The sequence below is a fragment of the Bacillus cereus group sp. MYBK108-1 genome (assembly GCF_051917185.1).
GTDB classification, from domain to species: Bacteria; Bacillota; Bacilli; order Bacillales; family Bacillaceae_G; genus Bacillus_A; species Bacillus_A cereus.
Genome location: NZ_JBQAHZ010000002.1, coordinates 309,397 through 325,797, shown reverse-complemented (window position 1 = coordinate 325,797; position 16,401 = coordinate 309,397). Strand labels below are relative to the sequence as shown.

Below are 16,401 nucleotides of genomic sequence, written 5' to 3'. Positions count from 1 at the left end.
ATGAAATAAATATGCAAAAATGATTGCAGGGGGTAAGGAATTGTTTAAGGATTTTAAAGTTGTTAAAGATCGTCCCGTTTATATTCAATTAAAAGACTATTTGAAAAAGATGATTATGAAAGGGCATTTGCTCGGGGATCAAAAAATCCCATCAACAAGGGAACTAAGTGAATTACTAAGTGTGAGTAGAAACACTGTACTCGCTGCTTATGCAGATTTAGAGCAAGAAGGACTCATTTATGCAGTTAAAGGAAAAGGGAACTTTGTTGCGAAGGTGGATATATCTAACACTTCGTCTGTTGAAATAGATTGGAAAAATAAACTTAATACAGTGACCGCATTAGCGGACGAATTAGATTTAATGAAACATGGTGTTCGTTGGGAAAAGGGAATGATTGTTTTTAATAGTATAGCCCCGGATGAGAAGCTATTTGATGTTGAAAATTTCAAAAGAGCTTTTCTTACTCGTATGTCCATTGAAGGGGACATCGTATTGAACTACGGATATGCAAAGGGATATAGACCGTTAATGAATTATTTACTTCATTACATGGAAATGAAAGGTGTAGACATTTCGAATAAAGATATTCTAATTACAAATGGATTTACAGAAGGATTGGATATTGTACTCTCTTCTCTATCAAAAAAATCCGGTCGTGTCATTTGTGAGAATCCAACTCACCATGCTGCACTTAAGCTTTTCCGTTTACATGGACTTGAAGTTCATGGGATTGATATGCATGAGGATGGTATTGATACGAATGAAGTTGAAAAAAGTTTGCGTGAAAAAGATTTTGATTTTGCTTATTTAATTCCTTCTTATCATAATCCAACCGGTATTGTTACGAGTTCAGAGAAAAGAACGGAATTGATGAGGTTATTCTCAAAATACAACGTTCCTATTATAGAGGACGGATTTAATGAAGAATTACGTTATTCAGGTTCACATTTAGCTCCATTATTAACTTTTGCGGGAGCTGGCAATAATGTGATTTATATTAGTAGCTTTTCAAAGGTACTTTTCCCTGGTTTACGTGTAGGCTGGATTATTGCAGATAAAGAGCTGATTCATTATTTAGAAAGCGTAAAAAGAGCAAGAACGATTCACACATCTACGCTAGATCAAGCTGTTCTGTTTCAATATTTACATGAGGGATATTTTGAAAAATATTTAAAAAAGGCAAGATCTGTTTATAAGAAAAAATATGAGTTAGCTGTCGGGGCATGTAACCAGTACATTCCTTTTAAAAGAATGACTGGAGATGGTGGGCTGCATTTATTTATAGAGCTAGAAGAGCATATGAATGCCCGCACACTTTTACAAAAGTGTTATGAGAAAGGCGTTACGTTTTCACCTGGAGATGTTTTTTACTCTGATGGAGAAGGAGCGAATACTTTCCGATTAGGGTTTTCACGCTTGAAAGAAGAAGAAATAGTTCGGGGAATTAAAATAATTGGTGATACATTAAAAAATGAAATTTGGAGTTGAGAAAATGAAAATCGGTGTTATTATGGGCGGGGTATCGTCTGAAAAACAAGTTTCAATTATGACGGGGAATGAAATGATTGCTCATTTAGATAAAAATAAATATGAAATAGTTCCAATTACATTAAATGAAAAAATGGATTTAATTGAAAAAGCGAAAGACATTGACTTTGCGTTGCTCGCATTACACGGAAAATACGGAGAAGATGGGACAGTTCAAGGAACACTGGAGAGTTTAGGGATTCCTTATAGCGGAAGTAATATGTTATCTAGCAGTATATGTATGGATAAAAATATTTCGAAAAAGATTTTACGTTATGAAGGTGTAGAAACACCAGATTGGATTGAACTTACAAAAATGGAGGATCTAAATCTTGATGAGTTAGATAAGTTAGGATTTCCATTAGTAGTAAAACCAAACTCTGGCGGATCGAGTGTCGGAGTGAAAATCGTTTATAATAAAAATGAATTGATCTCAATGCTAGAAACTGTATTCGAATGGGATTCTGAAGTAGTAATTGAAAAGTATATAAAAGGTGATGAAATTACATGTTCAATTCTGGATGGAAAACAGTTACCTATAGTTTCAATTCGACATGCAGCCGAGTTCTTTGACTATAATGCAAAATATGATGATACTAGTACGGTTGAGGAAGTTATCGAACTTCCAGCAGAAATTAAGGAACGTGTAAATAAAGCTTCACTGACTTGTTATAAAGCATTAAAATGTAGTGTTTATGCAAGAGTTGATATGATGGTGAAGGACGGAATTCCATATGTAATGGAAATTAATACATTACCAGGGATGACACAATCAAGCCTATTGCCCAAAAGTGCAGAAGCAGCGGGAATTAGTTATAGCAAACTATTAGATATGATTATTGAAACATCATTAAAAGTTAGAAATGAAGAAGGGTTTTAAGGAGATTATATAACGAATTCTTTTGACAGTTTCACGAAGTATGCTATGATGAATACATTATAAAAACAAAATATTTATCCACTAGGGGGGCCTTTTATAGGCTGAGATCAAATGTGATTTTGAGACTCTTAGTACCTGATCTGGTTAATGCCAGCGTAGGGAAGTGGGAAAGACGTTGCTATTTAATGAGTAAATAAATACTGTCGATTTCACTTTCTTTACGCCTGTAAAGAAAGTTTTTTTATTTTACAGCTTTAATAATTGTGGATAAATACTTATATTTTATATATTATTGGAGGGATTTAAATGAATTTTTCACAATCATTACGTAAAGAAGTAGATTCAATTTGGGAAGCGAGTTTTAACCATCCTTTTGTAAAAAAACTTGGTGAAGGAACGTTAGATTTAGCTAGTTTTCGTTATTATGTGCTTCAAGATTCATATTATTTGAGTCATTTTGCTAGAGTACAAACTTTAGGAGCTGCAAAAGCTCTTGAATTAGAGACGACAGCTCGTATGGCACATCATGCTCAAAATACATATGAAGCAGAGTTATCTTTACATGAGAATTTTGCTAAAAAACTAGGGATAACGAAAGAAGAAAAAGATAATTTTATTCCTGCGCCAACTGCATATGCGTATACTTCACATATGTATCGTGCTGCGTATGAAGGGCATTTAGGAGATATCATTGCAGCAATTTTACCTTGCTATTGGTTGTATTATGAAATTGGCGAACGCTTAAAAGAGTGCCAGCCGGAAGAGCCAATTTATAACGAATGGATTTCTGCTTATGGATCTGATTGGTTCCGTACGCTAGTTGAAGAACAAATTACACGTTTAGATACTATCGCTGAAAAAGTAACAGAGGCAGACCGCAAACGTATGAAACAGCATTTTATTATTAGCAGTCAATATGAATATTCATTTTGGGAAATGGCTTATACATTAGAAAAGTGGCCAGTGGATACAGACGTAAAAGATGTAATTGGATAAAGAATAGAAGTAATGTTATAGATAGGTCTGGATCATACCTATCTATATATTTTTTCTTGTCAAATTTGCGTAAAGTCATTAGTGCTACGGATATGGCGAAATAGAATATCGATAATTTAGCTCATTTACTTGTTTACGCATTAACTGGATAAACTTCTGTCACATTTATTTTACAATTAAAGAACGTAAATGTTGGTGGTATGAAGTTAAATAAGAAAAGAAACCCGAGCTATTAGCTGTAACGGAGTTGTTTTTTCTTCGCAGGAATTCCTAAATTATCATGGAGTGTTGTTAATACGATATGCAAATATGCATATCGTATTTTTTTGAGTTCTTTATGTGTTAAAATTAGATATGAAGATATGGAAATATAAAGAAGCAAAAGCAGGAATATCCAATGAATTTTGAGAGGTGTTATATGTTTACAAATAAGAAATTAATTCGATTTGGTTTATCGTTGTTTGTATTTTTAGGGATAATTAATTTTACAATCAGCTATTTCCAAACATATCTTGAAACAGCAGCAGATATTAAATGGGTAATTCCAGAAATTTGGAAAACTATTTTGCTAGATGTTCCTCAAGGTATACTTGTTCTTTTAGGCGCAATTGCTTTATATGATTTCACAAAAGAGGCATCACAAAAAGACGCACCAATCTAAGTGTGTCTTTTTTCTATTAGGAATTTCATAGAGAGTTTTGCTGGAGAAATAGAATGAAAAGCCCTAATAAGGGCTTTTTTCTTTGTAGGAATTTCTTATCTGTCATAGAAACCGGTTACTTGGAGGTGTTATAGCGAAAGGCATTTACAGTACAGAAAAATCTAAGCGGCAGACGGAAATATATAGGATATGACAACATAATTATTGAGAAATTAATTGAATTTAGTAGGTATGAAGATATGACGATAGAATTCATATTTTTTAATTTTTATTTATCCCGCTATTTGCCGGGCAGTAAGCCCCCCACCTCAAAATTCAGCGGAAGCAAAGAAGTTAGGTAGGGGATGAACAAAACCCCACTGATTAAAGTTTCACTTTATAAAAATGAGCCCATAGCAAAAATAGGTATATGAACAAGGTGCATCATTTAGTGATAAGTCATACTTTGTTGGTGTACGTATTGAACTTAGTTTATAGCGCTATTCCTACTTAGATGTAACGAACAGAAACATAGGGAAGCATCGATGAGGTTGTATTTTATAAACGGAGGTTATGAAAATGAATCAGTTTCAACAAGAACTACAAGCGTTAAGTCTTAATGATTACCGATCTGGAAATATTGTCTATTGGGACCAGCAAAACCAATATCCATATTACTATATTGAAGATGCTGCTCGTCGCTGTGGCGGTTGTGGTCGTTGTGGCGGTTGTGGTGGAGGTCGTTGTGGCGGATTTCGTTGTGGTGGATTCCGTTGTATTGGTTGCTTCGGTTGTTTTGGTTGCGGAAGTTGCGGAGGTTGTGGCGGCTGTGGTGGTTGCTCTAACTGTTTTGATGGTTTTACTGATACTACCGGTACTATTGTAACGTATGAATATTAATTACATTTATCCCACTATTTGCGGGCAATAAAATCTTCCTTTAAATTCAGAGAGAGCAAAGAGAAGTTAGGTGGTGGACTGTCCATAAAAGCCCAATTGGTGAGGGCTGATTAAAGTTTCACCTTATCAATTAAAAAACATTAGTTTTATATATGTACTTGCCGACAAAGAATATAGCCATTATTAATGGATATATTCAATCATTCAAGTGAAAGAGTAACAATAAGATATATAGGTGTAATCAAGAGGTGATGGATAAAGCAATGACTAGATTTAAAATCTAATCATTGCTTTTTTCTTATGGTTTTATCATCAAATATCTGTCTGGTTTAGGGATTGATTCCTTCTAGCTAATGAATTCATTACAACTTTGTAAGGTTAATGTAATGTTAATCGATAGTAAGTGAAGATGCTTGAGTGTAATTTAAATAAGATTAAAAAGAACTGTTTATCTATAAAATAATTGGGTAAATAATATGTAATTAGGAAGTGTATGAATATGATTGAACTAAAATCTATTATCCATTCGTATAAACTAAAGAGAAAAATAGCTAAAGATTTATACGGAAAAAGAGATGAATTGACACTGTTATTAAATGAATTTAATAAAATGAAATGTACAGTAACATCTGAAAAGAAGAAAAACAATATATTATCTCGTTTGCAACTAATTTATCAAAACATGAAATTAGATAAGCAGTATCCTCTATCAGTTGCTTTTGATAGTAAATTATTGGAGCGATTAGAAAAAAAACCTCTACATACTATTGAGGATGGTGTAACATGTTTACATTTAATGTTAGATGTGAATTATGAGAAAATAAAACAATATGGTTCGAGTACAAGTAGGTCATTTGTTCCATTATCGCAGTCTTCTATTTGTCTTGCTGATTGTATTTGTTTAACAGGAGTTGTAGTAGGTTTACTAGGAGCAATTTCATTTGGGGGATTACTGTTATCTATATGTTCAATTACATAAAGGTTGATATTTGTAAAAAGGGCACCGAATTAAGGTGTTCTTTTTTGGTTTTTTTGTAAAGATATTGTAAATGATAAGTGCAATGCATTAAGTGTAATGTATAATTCGAATGTATAAAAATTAAAATATAGTAGAGGTGTTATACATGATAATTACTTTGAATTTTTAAAAGAGTCGGTTTGATAATAATTTATGTAGATAAACAGTTTTTACGTTTCTTTTAAATACTTGGTTTAAATGGATTAGATTAAGTAACTATTGTTCTAGCTTTTTGATAATCAAGACAACTGAAGAAAGGAAGGAATCATTTTATGAAAAAATTAAGGCTGCTAACATTTGAAAATATAGTAGAACCCCTTTTAAATGAAAAGGTATCATTTATATACTTTCCTATTGAATGGCTGGACATCGTAGAGATACATTATAAGACATTTTTATTAACGAGTAAGTTGAAACGTTTGAATGAAAGATTGTATGATATGTTTTCGGATATATTGTTTATTCAGCATAACCCGTACGTATTAAATGAAAATACACCATGGATTGTATCGAAAGAACCTATTAGACAAGAGCAGCTCGATTATATTTTTCAAAGTTGGTATGAGATTATTCATGATTGGAAACCAAATAGATTAGTAGAACCACCAAAATATGAATGGCAATCCGATTTGATTTCTAATTTGCCAGTACTACATGATAATGAAACGTATTCTAAGTGGGTGCCCGCTTTAATCTCACATATTTTTTGTGAGCGTCCTATATATTTAGAAAATACAAATGAAGAAGAAATCTATTTTTCCCCTCTTAGATCACAAAATATTTGTGAGGCGATGTCAGGGCCGATAAAAGATGAAAAAACACAAGATTTTTTCTCCTATGTATATCGATTCGAATGCATAACCCGCGGTGGTGAGAACGCTCCATTATTAAATATTTCAATAGGGATTCGGAGATTTTATCAAGAATATAATCATCCAGATATTCCTTTACTTTTAAGACGAAAACGAGGCATGATATTGATTTCTACCTCAGAGTTTGCGTCAAATAATAAAAAAATACGGTTTGTAAAACTAAAAATACAACAAGCTACAACCGGCATGAAATGGATTAAGATATTTAGAAATTTAAAAGATGATTTTCAAATAGGGGGAGAGGTGGATTTAGACCATATTCTCCAATATCCAAAAAATTATATTGTAGGAGAAAATAAAAGGGTGTTATTTCCATACAATGAGAGAATTTATAAAGTTCAAGGTACTAAAATAGAACCGGGTATAACAGTAAAGGAAAGAGAGTATTTATTTAAAGAATTTCAGCGTAAATTCTCTTGTTTCACAATACTTCCAGAATGTAAAAAGGTAGCAACAAATAACAAAAATGAATTATTTCCTTTATTTGCACCAAAAGGATTAGAGACATTAACATTAGAAGTTTGGTCTGAAAATATAGCGCTGGAAATAGAACAAGCATTACTTGATAGCAAAATTGTTTTAACTAAAGTTGGTGAAAATTCTTATGTATTGAATACAGATTTTCCAGTGTTATTAAAGATTGTGAGATACAATATTGAAAAGTTGTTACAAAATCCATATAAAATGCAATATTGCCAAAAATATAAAACAAATCTTGTAGATGATGTTAAGAAAGCTGTCTATGCTACCGCGGGCGAGTGCAGTGATGCGACATTAGCATTAATCGCATTGAAAAATTGTGATGGACGAGAAAAAATTGATCCAAAACAAATCATTAGAGAGGGATTTGCACGAGCAAACCGTATTTCAACATTTATTAATTTATTTATAGGCCAAAGTGTATCTCGTAAAACAATTGTAAATAGTGTTTTTAGTTTATTAGAGCAAAAAGGATTTTTGAAGCGTAGTTGGAATAAGATAAATTTACCTTGTATATATGTTAGTTTATCAATTGAACGAATATCGAAATTCGATTTCTTACTTATTTTTTCAAAAATAAAAGGAAAAGAAATTTTATATAAATTATATGGGAGTACAGAGTGGCAAACGATTGATTGCGTATTATTAAATATAAATAAACATAATACATTTTTACCACAACCATCAAAGAGAAATGATATGGGGGCTCTTTTTAAACAATATGTTTTCGAAACATTAATGGAAATTGTACAATATGCAAAAGAACAAAATGAACAAGTTTATTTCATTGTAGATGCAAAATTGAGAAAATATTGGATAAAAGAGTTACAAAATAAAGAAATTAATATAGATATTTTACCTAATATTGTTCCAGAGGTGTTAAAGGTTCCAAATTTAAATATTATTAGAATAAATACAGGTTTTGATGTACCAAGTTACGGTTTAATAGAATGTGATGATGCTTTAGATAGCATTGGCTTATATGCAGATCAAAAAGGGATGTATTATAGCACTGGTGAATATTCACTTAATTGTAGTGGGATTTTTCAGCGATATATACTTGAAATTCTACCATTAGGTGTAAAACCTGTAGAAAGGGATTATATCGCTAAAATGATACATTACATGTGCTGTAATTCTAGTATGCTTTCGAAAAAGAATGTACACATGACATATTCCATGCATATGGAAAAGGTAATAAAGAGTTATATTACTGACATAGATGCAAGAGAGTTTAAAGAATTTGATGATGAATTGGATGTAGATGTAGTAAAGGTAGAAAAGAAAGATTCAATTACTCTACTTTAAATACTAGTAAACAAATCCTGCTCGTTATATCGATCAGGATTTGTCATTTTTTTATGTAAATAAGGATATCCTTTGTCAAGTATCTTTTCGTTTACATATTTACTTTATGTGCAGACAGGATTAATATGTTTTTTAGAAATACAAAAACTATATCATATGGAAAAAGATTTTTATTAATTGAAAAAAATTGAAAGGAATGGGGAATTGTGAAGAAATTAGATGTGCTCTTAATGCTATTGAGCGGCCTCTTTCCAATTGCAGGACTTACAAAGCAAATCCCTCTAGAACAATCTATATATATTGGAGGGCTTTTATTTTTTACTAGTTTCGGTAGTTATTTTGCTAAAAAGATGTATTCACGTATATGCAGCTGGATAGCGTATGCGCCATTTATAACATTACTGTTAGTTATTTGGCATCAGGATATTTCAACAAGTTCAATCATAGCAAATGCGAAAATTGCTGCATGTGTCGCGTTAATTCCATGTTTATTCCGTTTTCGTACATATGGACTTACTTTGGGCTTATTCTCATTATGGGCCGCTTTACTATGGGATATAAAAGAAGTACAGTCGTTAGTCATACTTGAACGCATAACGAGTTTAATGACAAGTCATTATGTATATATATTACTATTAATTGGAGGACTTGTATTAGGAGGATTACTTGCGATGTTCATTCACCGCAAAGAGAAAGATAATCAAGAAAATATAAATCTACTTGGACCAAAAAAGAAACGCAAAAGATTATCAATTAAGATTCGACTTCCAAGATTGCCGAAATTAAAGATGAAACTATTTAAGTTTGGTGGGAAAGAATCTAAAAGTAAAATGCCAGAAAAGATCCATGAGTATAAGTACGAAGAACCAGTTGCAACATATGAAATGACAGAGCAAATAGATCCATACAAAGAAAATGCAGTTCAAGGTCAAACAAGGATGGAACGCCGAAGAAATAGGTATAATGCATAATGAAGTTTAATAACCCCGTAATGACTTATCTTAATATTGATAAATCATTACGGTTTTTTTATGTAATGAAATGAAGGTTGCTATTGCGGAGGGGAATAGCATATTTTATAGATAGGAACTAAAATAAGGGGAGGATAAAATGCTTATCATTACATATATATCTGCTTGTATATTATTCTTAGTTAGCTTTTTACATGTATATTGGGCTTTCGGAGGTAATTGGGGGACAAATAGTGTTATTCCAACTAAATCAGGGGAAAAGGCGTTTACACCTCGCACCGGAATGACATTGTTCATTGCATTATTATTAAGTATGGCAGCAATAATTTTGTTGCAACAAGCAAATATTGTTCATTTTGCGGTTCCTAATGTTATTATTCAAGTCGGTTCCTGGATTTGTATGATTGTCTTTTCTATTAGAGTGATTGGTGAGTTTAACTATTTTGGTATCTTTAAACGACAAAAAGATACGCACTTTGCAAGAATGGATACCAGTTTATATATTCCACTTTGTGCATTTTTATCTTTATCTTTCTTATTAGCAATAATTTTGTGAGTAAATAATAGTAGTTTCTTTTCTCAACATATATGTAAACGTGAGAAATCTAAGAGTAAATAAAAAGGATGTAAGCGCCTTCTTGTCGAAATGTAAATTATTATGAAAGGCGGTGACACTATGAAGTATGTAAAAGTTAGTATGAATGGTGGAAGTGAACATAAATTCTCAATGACTTTAGATCGGTTTAAAGAACTTATTACTACAGAGAATGGGATATTAGAAAATAAATTAGTATGTATTGAAAATGTAATGATTAATCCTACTAATATATCTTCTGTAGTTGAAAAAATTGGTGTACCGGCTAAGTTTATGGAAGCTTAAAATCGTTAGATAAAAAACATCCATTGAGGATGTTTTTTAATTTATAAATATGAAATTGTACAGTGAATATTTGAGTAGATTTTTTAGCAATGACTATGCATATATTAAGTACCTGAACATGGTGCTTAATACATGCACGAAATAATAAGTACAAGCATATATTATGTAGTAGGACAAGATCTTCGTGTCCTACTTAATACTCAGAAAAAACCTCTAATCACATAAGAGCAGCCAATTGCAGGGTGCTCTTATTTTTTATGAAAATCTACTATGAGCCTTATTTTATAGTAGGATGCAATAATAAAGGGCTATTTTGAAATAGTGTTTTTTAGCCTTTAATGTTAAATTTATCTTTAACGTTAATAAATATTAAAAATAATATGATAGCAGAAATTAAGTTAGATAAGTAGAAATTTTGATGAAACAGTAGTTCAAAGATGACATCGAAAGTAACGAATAAGGCAATAGCAGGTAGTATGCAAATAAATATAAATCTCCAATTTTTTAAGTAATGTTTATAATTTGTAAGTACTTTATCCATAAATATAGCTCCTATATTTTTGTTTTTATATAATTATACATTTAGATACAAAGATTTTCAAAGTAAAATATTTAGCAATTCAAAAATATAAGGAGAGCTTTTGTTGAAAATCCAGATTGCTGTAGCAATCTGAATTTGACTTTAAAGAACTATACTAAAATGATACACTATAGTCTACGTTATTTTTGAAATGAATAGAGGGATTTGTGTGATAGATAAAATTAAAAATGCTGTAGGGGATATGTACGAAGATGAGGCTAAAGATTTACTTCAAAGTATTCTCATACAGTTAAACTTATTAGAAGAAAACTATAGTGAAGATACAATTAAAAATTTGATGGATATTCCGAAACAATTAACGAGTAATCCTACTTGTAAAAGGAATGTAATAGAAAGTACGCACGTACATATTGCTTTTGATGATTCAACGGCTGGTTGCTTAAAATATATGTTAAGCCAAGAAGAGTTATATGAAGAGAGTGTTGTCGCTTTTTCTGAATTCTTTTCAATTGGACCGATATATAAGTTGCATACGAATGAGGGGCAACTAGCAAGACAGAAGTGGTTAATAAATAACTTAACTGCTTATGATAGTTATTTTGAAGAAGAATATTTATCAAGATTTATAGCAACTATAGAAGAACTACATACTATTCCTGTTGAAACGCCTATTACAATTTGGAAGGCTGATAATGCACATGAACATGTAGGCCTAAGTTTTGTAATAGCACAATTAAAGGATAAGAAAAACATTCGAGTTATTAATACGTCTGAAGCAAGTAGAGAAATATTAAAACAAGAGTATGATATTCGTGGAACGGGAGAATTACCACCTGAAAGTTTAGCTCTATTCCAAAAAAGTTTTATAAAGTTACCTTATTTAACTGAAGAGAAGCGAATGAAGTTTGAACATGAGTGGGATAGATTATCGGAAAGCATAGAATGTTTAAGAGTGTGGAAAGAAAATGAAGTGCATTCTGTACAAGAAGATTATTTTGATCAATTTATAATTGAATGCGCGAAAAGTGTGGGTGCTGATCGAGAGTTCCTCAAAGCTCCTAGAGTAATTGGTGAAGCACTTGGTCTTGTTGAACAATTGGTTGGAGATACTTTCTTAGAATATCGCTTGAAACAATTAATTAAACAAGAAGTATTTGAATTTGAAGGTACGTTAGATGAAATGCGTTTTTATAGTGTGAAGTTAAGGAAATAATAAACACATTCTATTTTTGAAAGGCTCGTATTTTTAATAATACGAGCTTTTTAAGTTGAATTTGGGCTATACACAAGCTTCCCAGCGAGGGCATATCACATATGAATGGTAAAGGTAATGAATGAAAAGAAGGTGATTTGTTAATATGTATAACCAACAAAATTATCCATATGATCAAGCGATGTATTACAATCCACAAAACTACGGGTATGAACCTACAAATGAAGTAAGAGATATTGAACAAGAAGATTACAGACCAGATGATGCGGAAGATGCTCCAACGTCACCACCACCGTCACAAGCGCCGTCGTTACCGTCTACATTTGCTTCTCCGGCACAACCAGGTAATATGAAATCATGGATGTGTAACTGTCTAGGAAGATGGGGCTATTTACGCTTACATCGTCCTGGTCCTTTCGGAAGGGATTTATGGTTCTTCCCGACTGAAGTGAGAAGAAATGGAGTGTCAGGTTACACGTGGCAAGGTGGTCGTCGTCGTAAAGTAAGTTATCGCTATCAACAAATTAGTAATTTTATGTGCTTCGCATAAAGAGAAGTGAGAGAGTGAAACGATTTTACTCTCTCACTTTTTTATTTTTCAATATACGAAGTAAGATTTCGATTAAAAATTTACAATTTTCACGTTTTTATTAGAGTATAATGCATATGTTGGGTTGGTTTTCAAAAACAAATGAGAGTGAGGGAATACAATGTCAATGAAAAACAAAGTTGGACTAAAAATAGAGGATGGCATTAATTTAGCTTCAGCTCAATTTAAAGAAGATGCGTATGAAATTTATAAAGAATCTAGAAAAATGCAACCTATCTTATTTGTGAATAAAACTGAACTAGGAGCGGAATGGCTTGTCACAAGATATGAAGATGCCTTGCCGCTTTTAAAAGACAGTCGCTTAAAAAAAGATCCAGCCAATATATTTCCTCAAGATGCATTGAATGTGTTTCTTACGGTTGACAATAGTGATTATTTAACTACTCATATGTTAAATTCAGATCCACCTAACCATAATCGTCTACGATCACTCGTACAAAAAGTTTTTACACCGAAGATGATCACGCAATTGGAAGGAAGAATACAGGATATTGCAGATGGTTTGTTAAATGAAGTCGAGCGAAAGGGTTCATTAAATCTTGTTGATGATTATTCGTTCCCTTTACCTATCATTGTAATAAGTGAAATGCTCGGTATTCCAAAAGAAGATCAAGCGAAATTTAGAATTTGGTCTCATGCTGTCATTGCTTACCCAGAAACACCAGAAGAAATAAGAGAAACTGAAAAGCAACTATCTGAGTTTATTACATATCTTCATTATTTAGTTGATATTAAAAGAAAAGAGCCAAAAGAAGACTTGGTGAGTGCTTTAATACTTGCAGAGAGTGAAGGGCATAAACTTAGCGCTCGGGAATTATATTCAATGATAATGCTATTAATTGTAGCAGGACACGAGACGACAGTGAATTTAATTACAAATACGGTATTAGCACTTCTTGAAAATCCAAATCAATTACAGTTATTAAAAGAAAACCCAAAATTAATTGATGCTGCTATTGAGGAAGGATTACGATATTATTCTCCAGTTGAGGTTACAACTTCAAGATGGGCAGCGGAGCCATTTCAAATTCACCATCAAACAATACAGAAAGGAGATATGGTTATTATTGCATTGGCTTCAGCGAACCGTGATGAAACAGTATTTGAAAATCCAGAAATATTTGATATTACACGGGAGAACAACCGTCACATTGCCTTTGGTCATGGTAGTCATTTCTGCTTAGGAGCTCCACTTGCGAGGTTAGAAGCAAAGATTGCTATTACTACTTTGTTTAATCGAATGCCTGAACTACAAATAAAAGGGAATCGTGAAGAAATTAAATGGCAAGGTAACTATTTAATGCGTTCTTTAGAGGAATTACCTTTAACTTTCTAGAATAGTTAAAAGGAGACATGCATACATCGAAAATGATTTACATAGAGTATGTATGTGTTATTTAAATTCGAAACGGAAGGGTGAAGACATCCCAATGATCAACTAATTCTATTTGTAAGAGATCTTCGTTAAAAAACGAAATATTCTTCTGAATAGGGTTAGTCTGTACATTTATAGAAAAGGGATGTATTTCGCTCTGCGAATATATAGTCTTTTTATATGATTTGTGCTGCCTCCTGTTCAGAACATGAAATAGGAGGCTTTTTTATGTCGACAAATGTAGTAACGAAACAAAACAATGGGGTATCACAAGTATTAAAAAATCGGTTTGTTCAAGGGATTTTAGCATCAGCATTATTTTTACAAATAGGAATATGGGTTCGAAACTTTGCGGTATTACTATATGTAATGGAAATAACAAAAGGTGATGCTTTTGCTATTTCAATGATTTCAGTTGCTGAATTCGCTCCAATTTTTATTTTTTCATTTATTGGCGGTACTTTTGCTGATAGGTGGAAGCCAAAGAAGACAATGATATGGTGTGAAACGTTAAGTTCCATTTCAGTATTCGCTGTATTAATTACGCTTATGTTTGGAACGTGGAAAATTGTGTTTTTTGTGACACTCATCTCTGCAATCCTTTCACAGTTTTCACAACCATCTGGAATGAAGTTGTTTAAACAACATTTATCAACGGAACAAATTCAATTAGCGATGTCTATATATCAAACGATATTTGCAATATTTATGGTATTAGGACCAATTCTAGGGACATTTATCTTTCATAGTTTTGGAATTTATATTTCAATCATCATAACAGGTATCTCGTTTTTACTTGCGGCAGTTGTATTGTTATTTCTTCCGAAAGATCTTGAAAACGACGTAGAAAAGAAAGATATCACTCTGCTGCAGGAGATGAAGGATGGTATTAAGTATGTCAAAAAGAAAAAAGCATTAACTTTGCTAGGGCTTTGCTTTATGGCTGCAGGACTAGGTATAGGATTAATTCAACCATTAGGTATATTTATTGTGACTGAGCAGCTAGGATTATCAAAAGAGAGTTTACAGTGGCTACTAACAGTAAATGGTGCGGGAATGATTGTTGGCGGAGCATTAGCGATGGTATTTGCGAAAAACGTTGCTCCGCAAAAGATGTTAATTATCGGTATGCTTGGTCAAGCAATTGGTATTGGCATTATAGGATATTCTACAAATTTATGGGTGACACTTACTGCGCAGCTTTTTAGTGGTTTAGCTCTTCCTTGTATCCAAATTGGTATTAATACGCTTATTATTCAAAATAGCGATACTGATTTTATAGGTCGTGTAAATGGTATTTTAAGTCCGCTTTTTACCGGTTCAATGGTGGTAACGATGAGTATTGCCGGTTCTTTAAAAGAGATGTTTTCATTAAGTATGATGTATGAAGGGACGGCTTTACTTTTTATAATTGGATTATTGTTTATTTTACCTATATACAATTTAAAGCCAGTAATAGTGGTGGAAAGTGAAATAAGTGGTAAAGGAAGTGCCGTACAAAATGAATCCTAATCCAAATGTTAAATACCCTATTGAAGGAAATCAAAACGTTCAATTTATAAAAAATACAATAACAAAACCTAATATACTTGTTGGTGACTATTCTTATTATGATGCGAAAGATGGAGAAACGTTTGAAGATCGAGTATTACATCATTATGAATTTCTAGGGGATTGCCTTACAATTGGAAATTTTTGTAGTATTGCATCTGGAGTTAACTTTATTATGAACGGAGCGAATCATCGAATGGATGGATTTTCAGCATACCCATTTAATATATTTGGAAATGGGTGGGAGAAGTATACACCTAGTTTGTCTGATTTACCTTATAAAGGTGATACAGTTATAGGAAATGACGTTTGGATTGGTATGGATACAACAATTATGCCCGGAATAAAAATAGGGGATGGTGCAATCATTGCAGCTAAATCTGTTGTGACTAGAGACGTCGCACCATATACAATTGTTGGTGGAAACCCTGCAAATAAAATAAAAGAGAGATTTTCAAATGAAATAATCCAAGAATTATTGCAAATTCAATGGTGGCATTTTGACATTGAAAAAATAACTGAAAATATTGATGCTATTGTCCGAGGAGATATTGAACCATTAAGAAAGCTAAAAAGGGAATAAAAAATGAATGACAAATAGTATCATACCTCCGAATTTTGTTAATGATAATAGAACA

Annotated in this window: 16 protein-coding genes, 1 pseudogene and 1 riboswitch; of the genes and pseudogenes, 16 read left to right on the top strand and 1 reads right to left on the bottom strand. The window is 32.3% G+C overall.

What is annotated here, in order from left to right; all coding sequences use genetic code 11:
- Positions 1 to 40 precede the first annotated feature (40 nt).
- The 11 genes and pseudogenes from pdxR to ACTFSL_RS06005 all read left to right on the top strand — a co-directional run bounded on the left by pdxR (position 41) and on the right by ACTFSL_RS06005 (position 10,473).
- Positions 41 to 1,489, top strand: a complete 1,449-nt coding sequence (gene pdxR / locus ACTFSL_RS06055) for a MocR-like pyridoxine biosynthesis transcription factor PdxR (RefSeq protein WP_030025706.1) — start codon at positions 41 to 43, stop codon at positions 1,487 to 1,489.
- Positions 1,490 to 1,493: 4 nt separating this feature from the next.
- On the top strand, positions 1,494 to 2,408 hold the full coding sequence (locus ACTFSL_RS06050; protein WP_000690435.1) for a D-alanine--D-alanine ligase: 915 nt from the start codon (positions 1,494 to 1,496) through the stop codon (positions 2,406 to 2,408).
- A 73-nt stretch (positions 2,409 to 2,481) separates the two neighbouring features.
- A riboswitch (TPP riboswitch) is annotated at positions 2,482 to 2,587 on the top strand.
- A 127-nt stretch (positions 2,588 to 2,714) separates the two neighbouring features.
- Positions 2,715 to 3,404: a thiaminase II gene (tenA, locus tag ACTFSL_RS06045; RefSeq protein WP_001011746.1), complete on the top strand. Its 690-nt coding sequence runs from the start codon at positions 2,715 to 2,717 to the stop codon at positions 3,402 to 3,404.
- A 397-nt stretch (positions 3,405 to 3,801) separates the two neighbouring features.
- Positions 3,802 to 4,065: a DUF3937 domain-containing protein gene (locus ACTFSL_RS06040; protein ID WP_440041359.1), complete on the top strand. Its 264-nt coding sequence runs from the start codon at positions 3,802 to 3,804 to the stop codon at positions 4,063 to 4,065.
- A gap of 558 nt (positions 4,066 to 4,623) precedes the next feature.
- A complete protein-coding gene (locus tag ACTFSL_RS06035) occupies positions 4,624 to 4,944 on the top strand; it encodes a heterocycloanthracin/sonorensin family bacteriocin (RefSeq protein ID WP_001071366.1) in 321 nt (106 codons plus the stop codon).
- Between the two features lie 152 nt (positions 4,945 to 5,096).
- Positions 5,097 to 5,228: pseudogene (locus tag ACTFSL_RS06030) on the top strand (site-specific integrase); the annotation flags it as partial.
- 209 nt (positions 5,229 to 5,437) lie between these two features.
- Entirely contained in the window at positions 5,438 to 5,923 is a 486-nt protein-coding gene (locus tag ACTFSL_RS06025) for a homoserine dehydrogenase (protein WP_135277873.1), read from the top strand.
- Between the two features lie 311 nt (positions 5,924 to 6,234).
- Entirely contained in the window at positions 6,235 to 8,622 is a 2,388-nt protein-coding gene (locus tag ACTFSL_RS06020) for an RNaseH domain-containing protein (protein WP_135277871.1), read from the top strand.
- 206 nt (positions 8,623 to 8,828) lie between these two features.
- A complete protein-coding gene (locus tag ACTFSL_RS06015; protein WP_000732187.1) occupies positions 8,829 to 9,593 on the top strand; it encodes a DUF3959 family protein in 765 nt (254 codons plus the stop codon).
- A 139-nt stretch (positions 9,594 to 9,732) separates the two neighbouring features.
- On the top strand, positions 9,733 to 10,149 hold the full coding sequence (locus ACTFSL_RS06010) for a DUF3995 domain-containing protein (RefSeq protein ID WP_088338575.1): 417 nt from the start codon (positions 9,733 to 9,735) through the stop codon (positions 10,147 to 10,149).
- 120 nt (positions 10,150 to 10,269) lie between these two features.
- Positions 10,270 to 10,473: a hypothetical protein gene (locus tag ACTFSL_RS06005; RefSeq protein ID WP_000878372.1), complete on the top strand. Its 204-nt coding sequence runs from the start codon at positions 10,270 to 10,272 to the stop codon at positions 10,471 to 10,473.
- A 328-nt stretch (positions 10,474 to 10,801) separates the two neighbouring features.
- Here ACTFSL_RS06005 and ACTFSL_RS06000 read toward each other — a convergent pair whose 3' ends face one another.
- A complete protein-coding gene (locus ACTFSL_RS06000) occupies positions 10,802 to 11,014 on the bottom strand; it encodes a hypothetical protein (protein WP_000362068.1) in 213 nt (70 codons plus the stop codon).
- Between the two features lie 208 nt (positions 11,015 to 11,222).
- Here ACTFSL_RS06000 and ACTFSL_RS05995 point away from each other — a divergent pair, with 208 nt between their 5' ends.
- From ACTFSL_RS05995 to ACTFSL_RS05975, 5 genes are all read left to right on the top strand, one after another.
- Entirely contained in the window at positions 11,223 to 12,227 is a 1,005-nt protein-coding gene (locus ACTFSL_RS05995; protein WP_088338573.1) for a DUF1835 domain-containing protein, read from the top strand.
- A gap of 145 nt (positions 12,228 to 12,372) precedes the next feature.
- The gene (locus tag ACTFSL_RS05990; protein ID WP_000282687.1) at positions 12,373 to 12,777 is read left to right on the top strand and encodes a hypothetical protein; all 405 of its coding nucleotides are present in this window, start codon (positions 12,373 to 12,375) and stop codon (positions 12,775 to 12,777) included.
- 160 nt (positions 12,778 to 12,937) lie between these two features.
- Positions 12,938 to 14,173, top strand: coding sequence for a cytochrome P450 (gene cypA / locus ACTFSL_RS05985; protein WP_088338572.1), 1,236 nt, complete (start codon positions 12,938 to 12,940; stop codon positions 14,171 to 14,173).
- A gap of 267 nt (positions 14,174 to 14,440) precedes the next feature.
- Positions 14,441 to 15,724, top strand: a complete 1,284-nt coding sequence (locus ACTFSL_RS05980; RefSeq protein ID WP_088338571.1) for an MFS transporter — start codon at positions 14,441 to 14,443, stop codon at positions 15,722 to 15,724.
- Positions 15,714 to 16,346, top strand: a complete 633-nt coding sequence (locus ACTFSL_RS05975) for a Vat family streptogramin A O-acetyltransferase (protein ID WP_088338570.1) — start codon at positions 15,714 to 15,716, stop codon at positions 16,344 to 16,346. The genes ACTFSL_RS05980 and ACTFSL_RS05975 overlap by 11 nt, the downstream gene beginning before the upstream one ends.
- Positions 16,347 to 16,401: the final 55 nt, after the last annotated feature.

What these genes read in the sequence shown, in the direction of transcription:
- ACTFSL_RS06050 (WP_000690435.1), top strand. Translation starts at nt 1,494, where the DNA reads ATGAAAATCGGTGTTATTATGGGCGGGGTATCGTCTGAAAAACAAGTT.
- tenA (WP_001011746.1), top strand. Translation starts at nt 2,715, where the DNA reads ATGAATTTTTCACAATCATTACGTAAAGAAGTAGATTCAATTTGGGAA.
- ACTFSL_RS06040 (WP_440041359.1), top strand. Translation starts at nt 3,802, where the DNA reads ATGAATTTTGAGAGGTGTTATATGTTTACAAATAAGAAATTAATTCGA.
- ACTFSL_RS06035 (WP_001071366.1), top strand. Translation starts at nt 4,624, where the DNA reads ATGAATCAGTTTCAACAAGAACTACAAGCGTTAAGTCTTAATGATTAC.
- ACTFSL_RS06025 (WP_135277873.1), top strand. Translation starts at nt 5,438, where the DNA reads ATGAATATGATTGAACTAAAATCTATTATCCATTCGTATAAACTAAAG.
- ACTFSL_RS06020 (WP_135277871.1), top strand. Translation starts at nt 6,235, where the DNA reads ATGAAAAAATTAAGGCTGCTAACATTTGAAAATATAGTAGAACCCCTT.
- ACTFSL_RS06010 (WP_088338575.1), top strand. Translation starts at nt 9,733, where the DNA reads ATGCTTATCATTACATATATATCTGCTTGTATATTATTCTTAGTTAGC.
- ACTFSL_RS06005 (WP_000878372.1), top strand. Translation starts at nt 10,270, where the DNA reads ATGAAGTATGTAAAAGTTAGTATGAATGGTGGAAGTGAACATAAATTC.
- ACTFSL_RS06000 (WP_000362068.1), bottom strand. Translation starts at nt 11,014, where the DNA reads ATGGATAAAGTACTTACAAATTATAAACATTACTTAAAAAATTGGAGA.
- ACTFSL_RS05990 (WP_000282687.1), top strand. Translation starts at nt 12,373, where the DNA reads ATGTATAACCAACAAAATTATCCATATGATCAAGCGATGTATTACAAT.
- cypA (WP_088338572.1), top strand. Translation starts at nt 12,938, where the DNA reads ATGTCAATGAAAAACAAAGTTGGACTAAAAATAGAGGATGGCATTAAT.
- ACTFSL_RS05980 (WP_088338571.1), top strand. Translation starts at nt 14,441, where the DNA reads ATGTCGACAAATGTAGTAACGAAACAAAACAATGGGGTATCACAAGTA.
- ACTFSL_RS05975 (WP_088338570.1), top strand. Translation starts at nt 15,714, where the DNA reads ATGAATCCTAATCCAAATGTTAAATACCCTATTGAAGGAAATCAAAAC.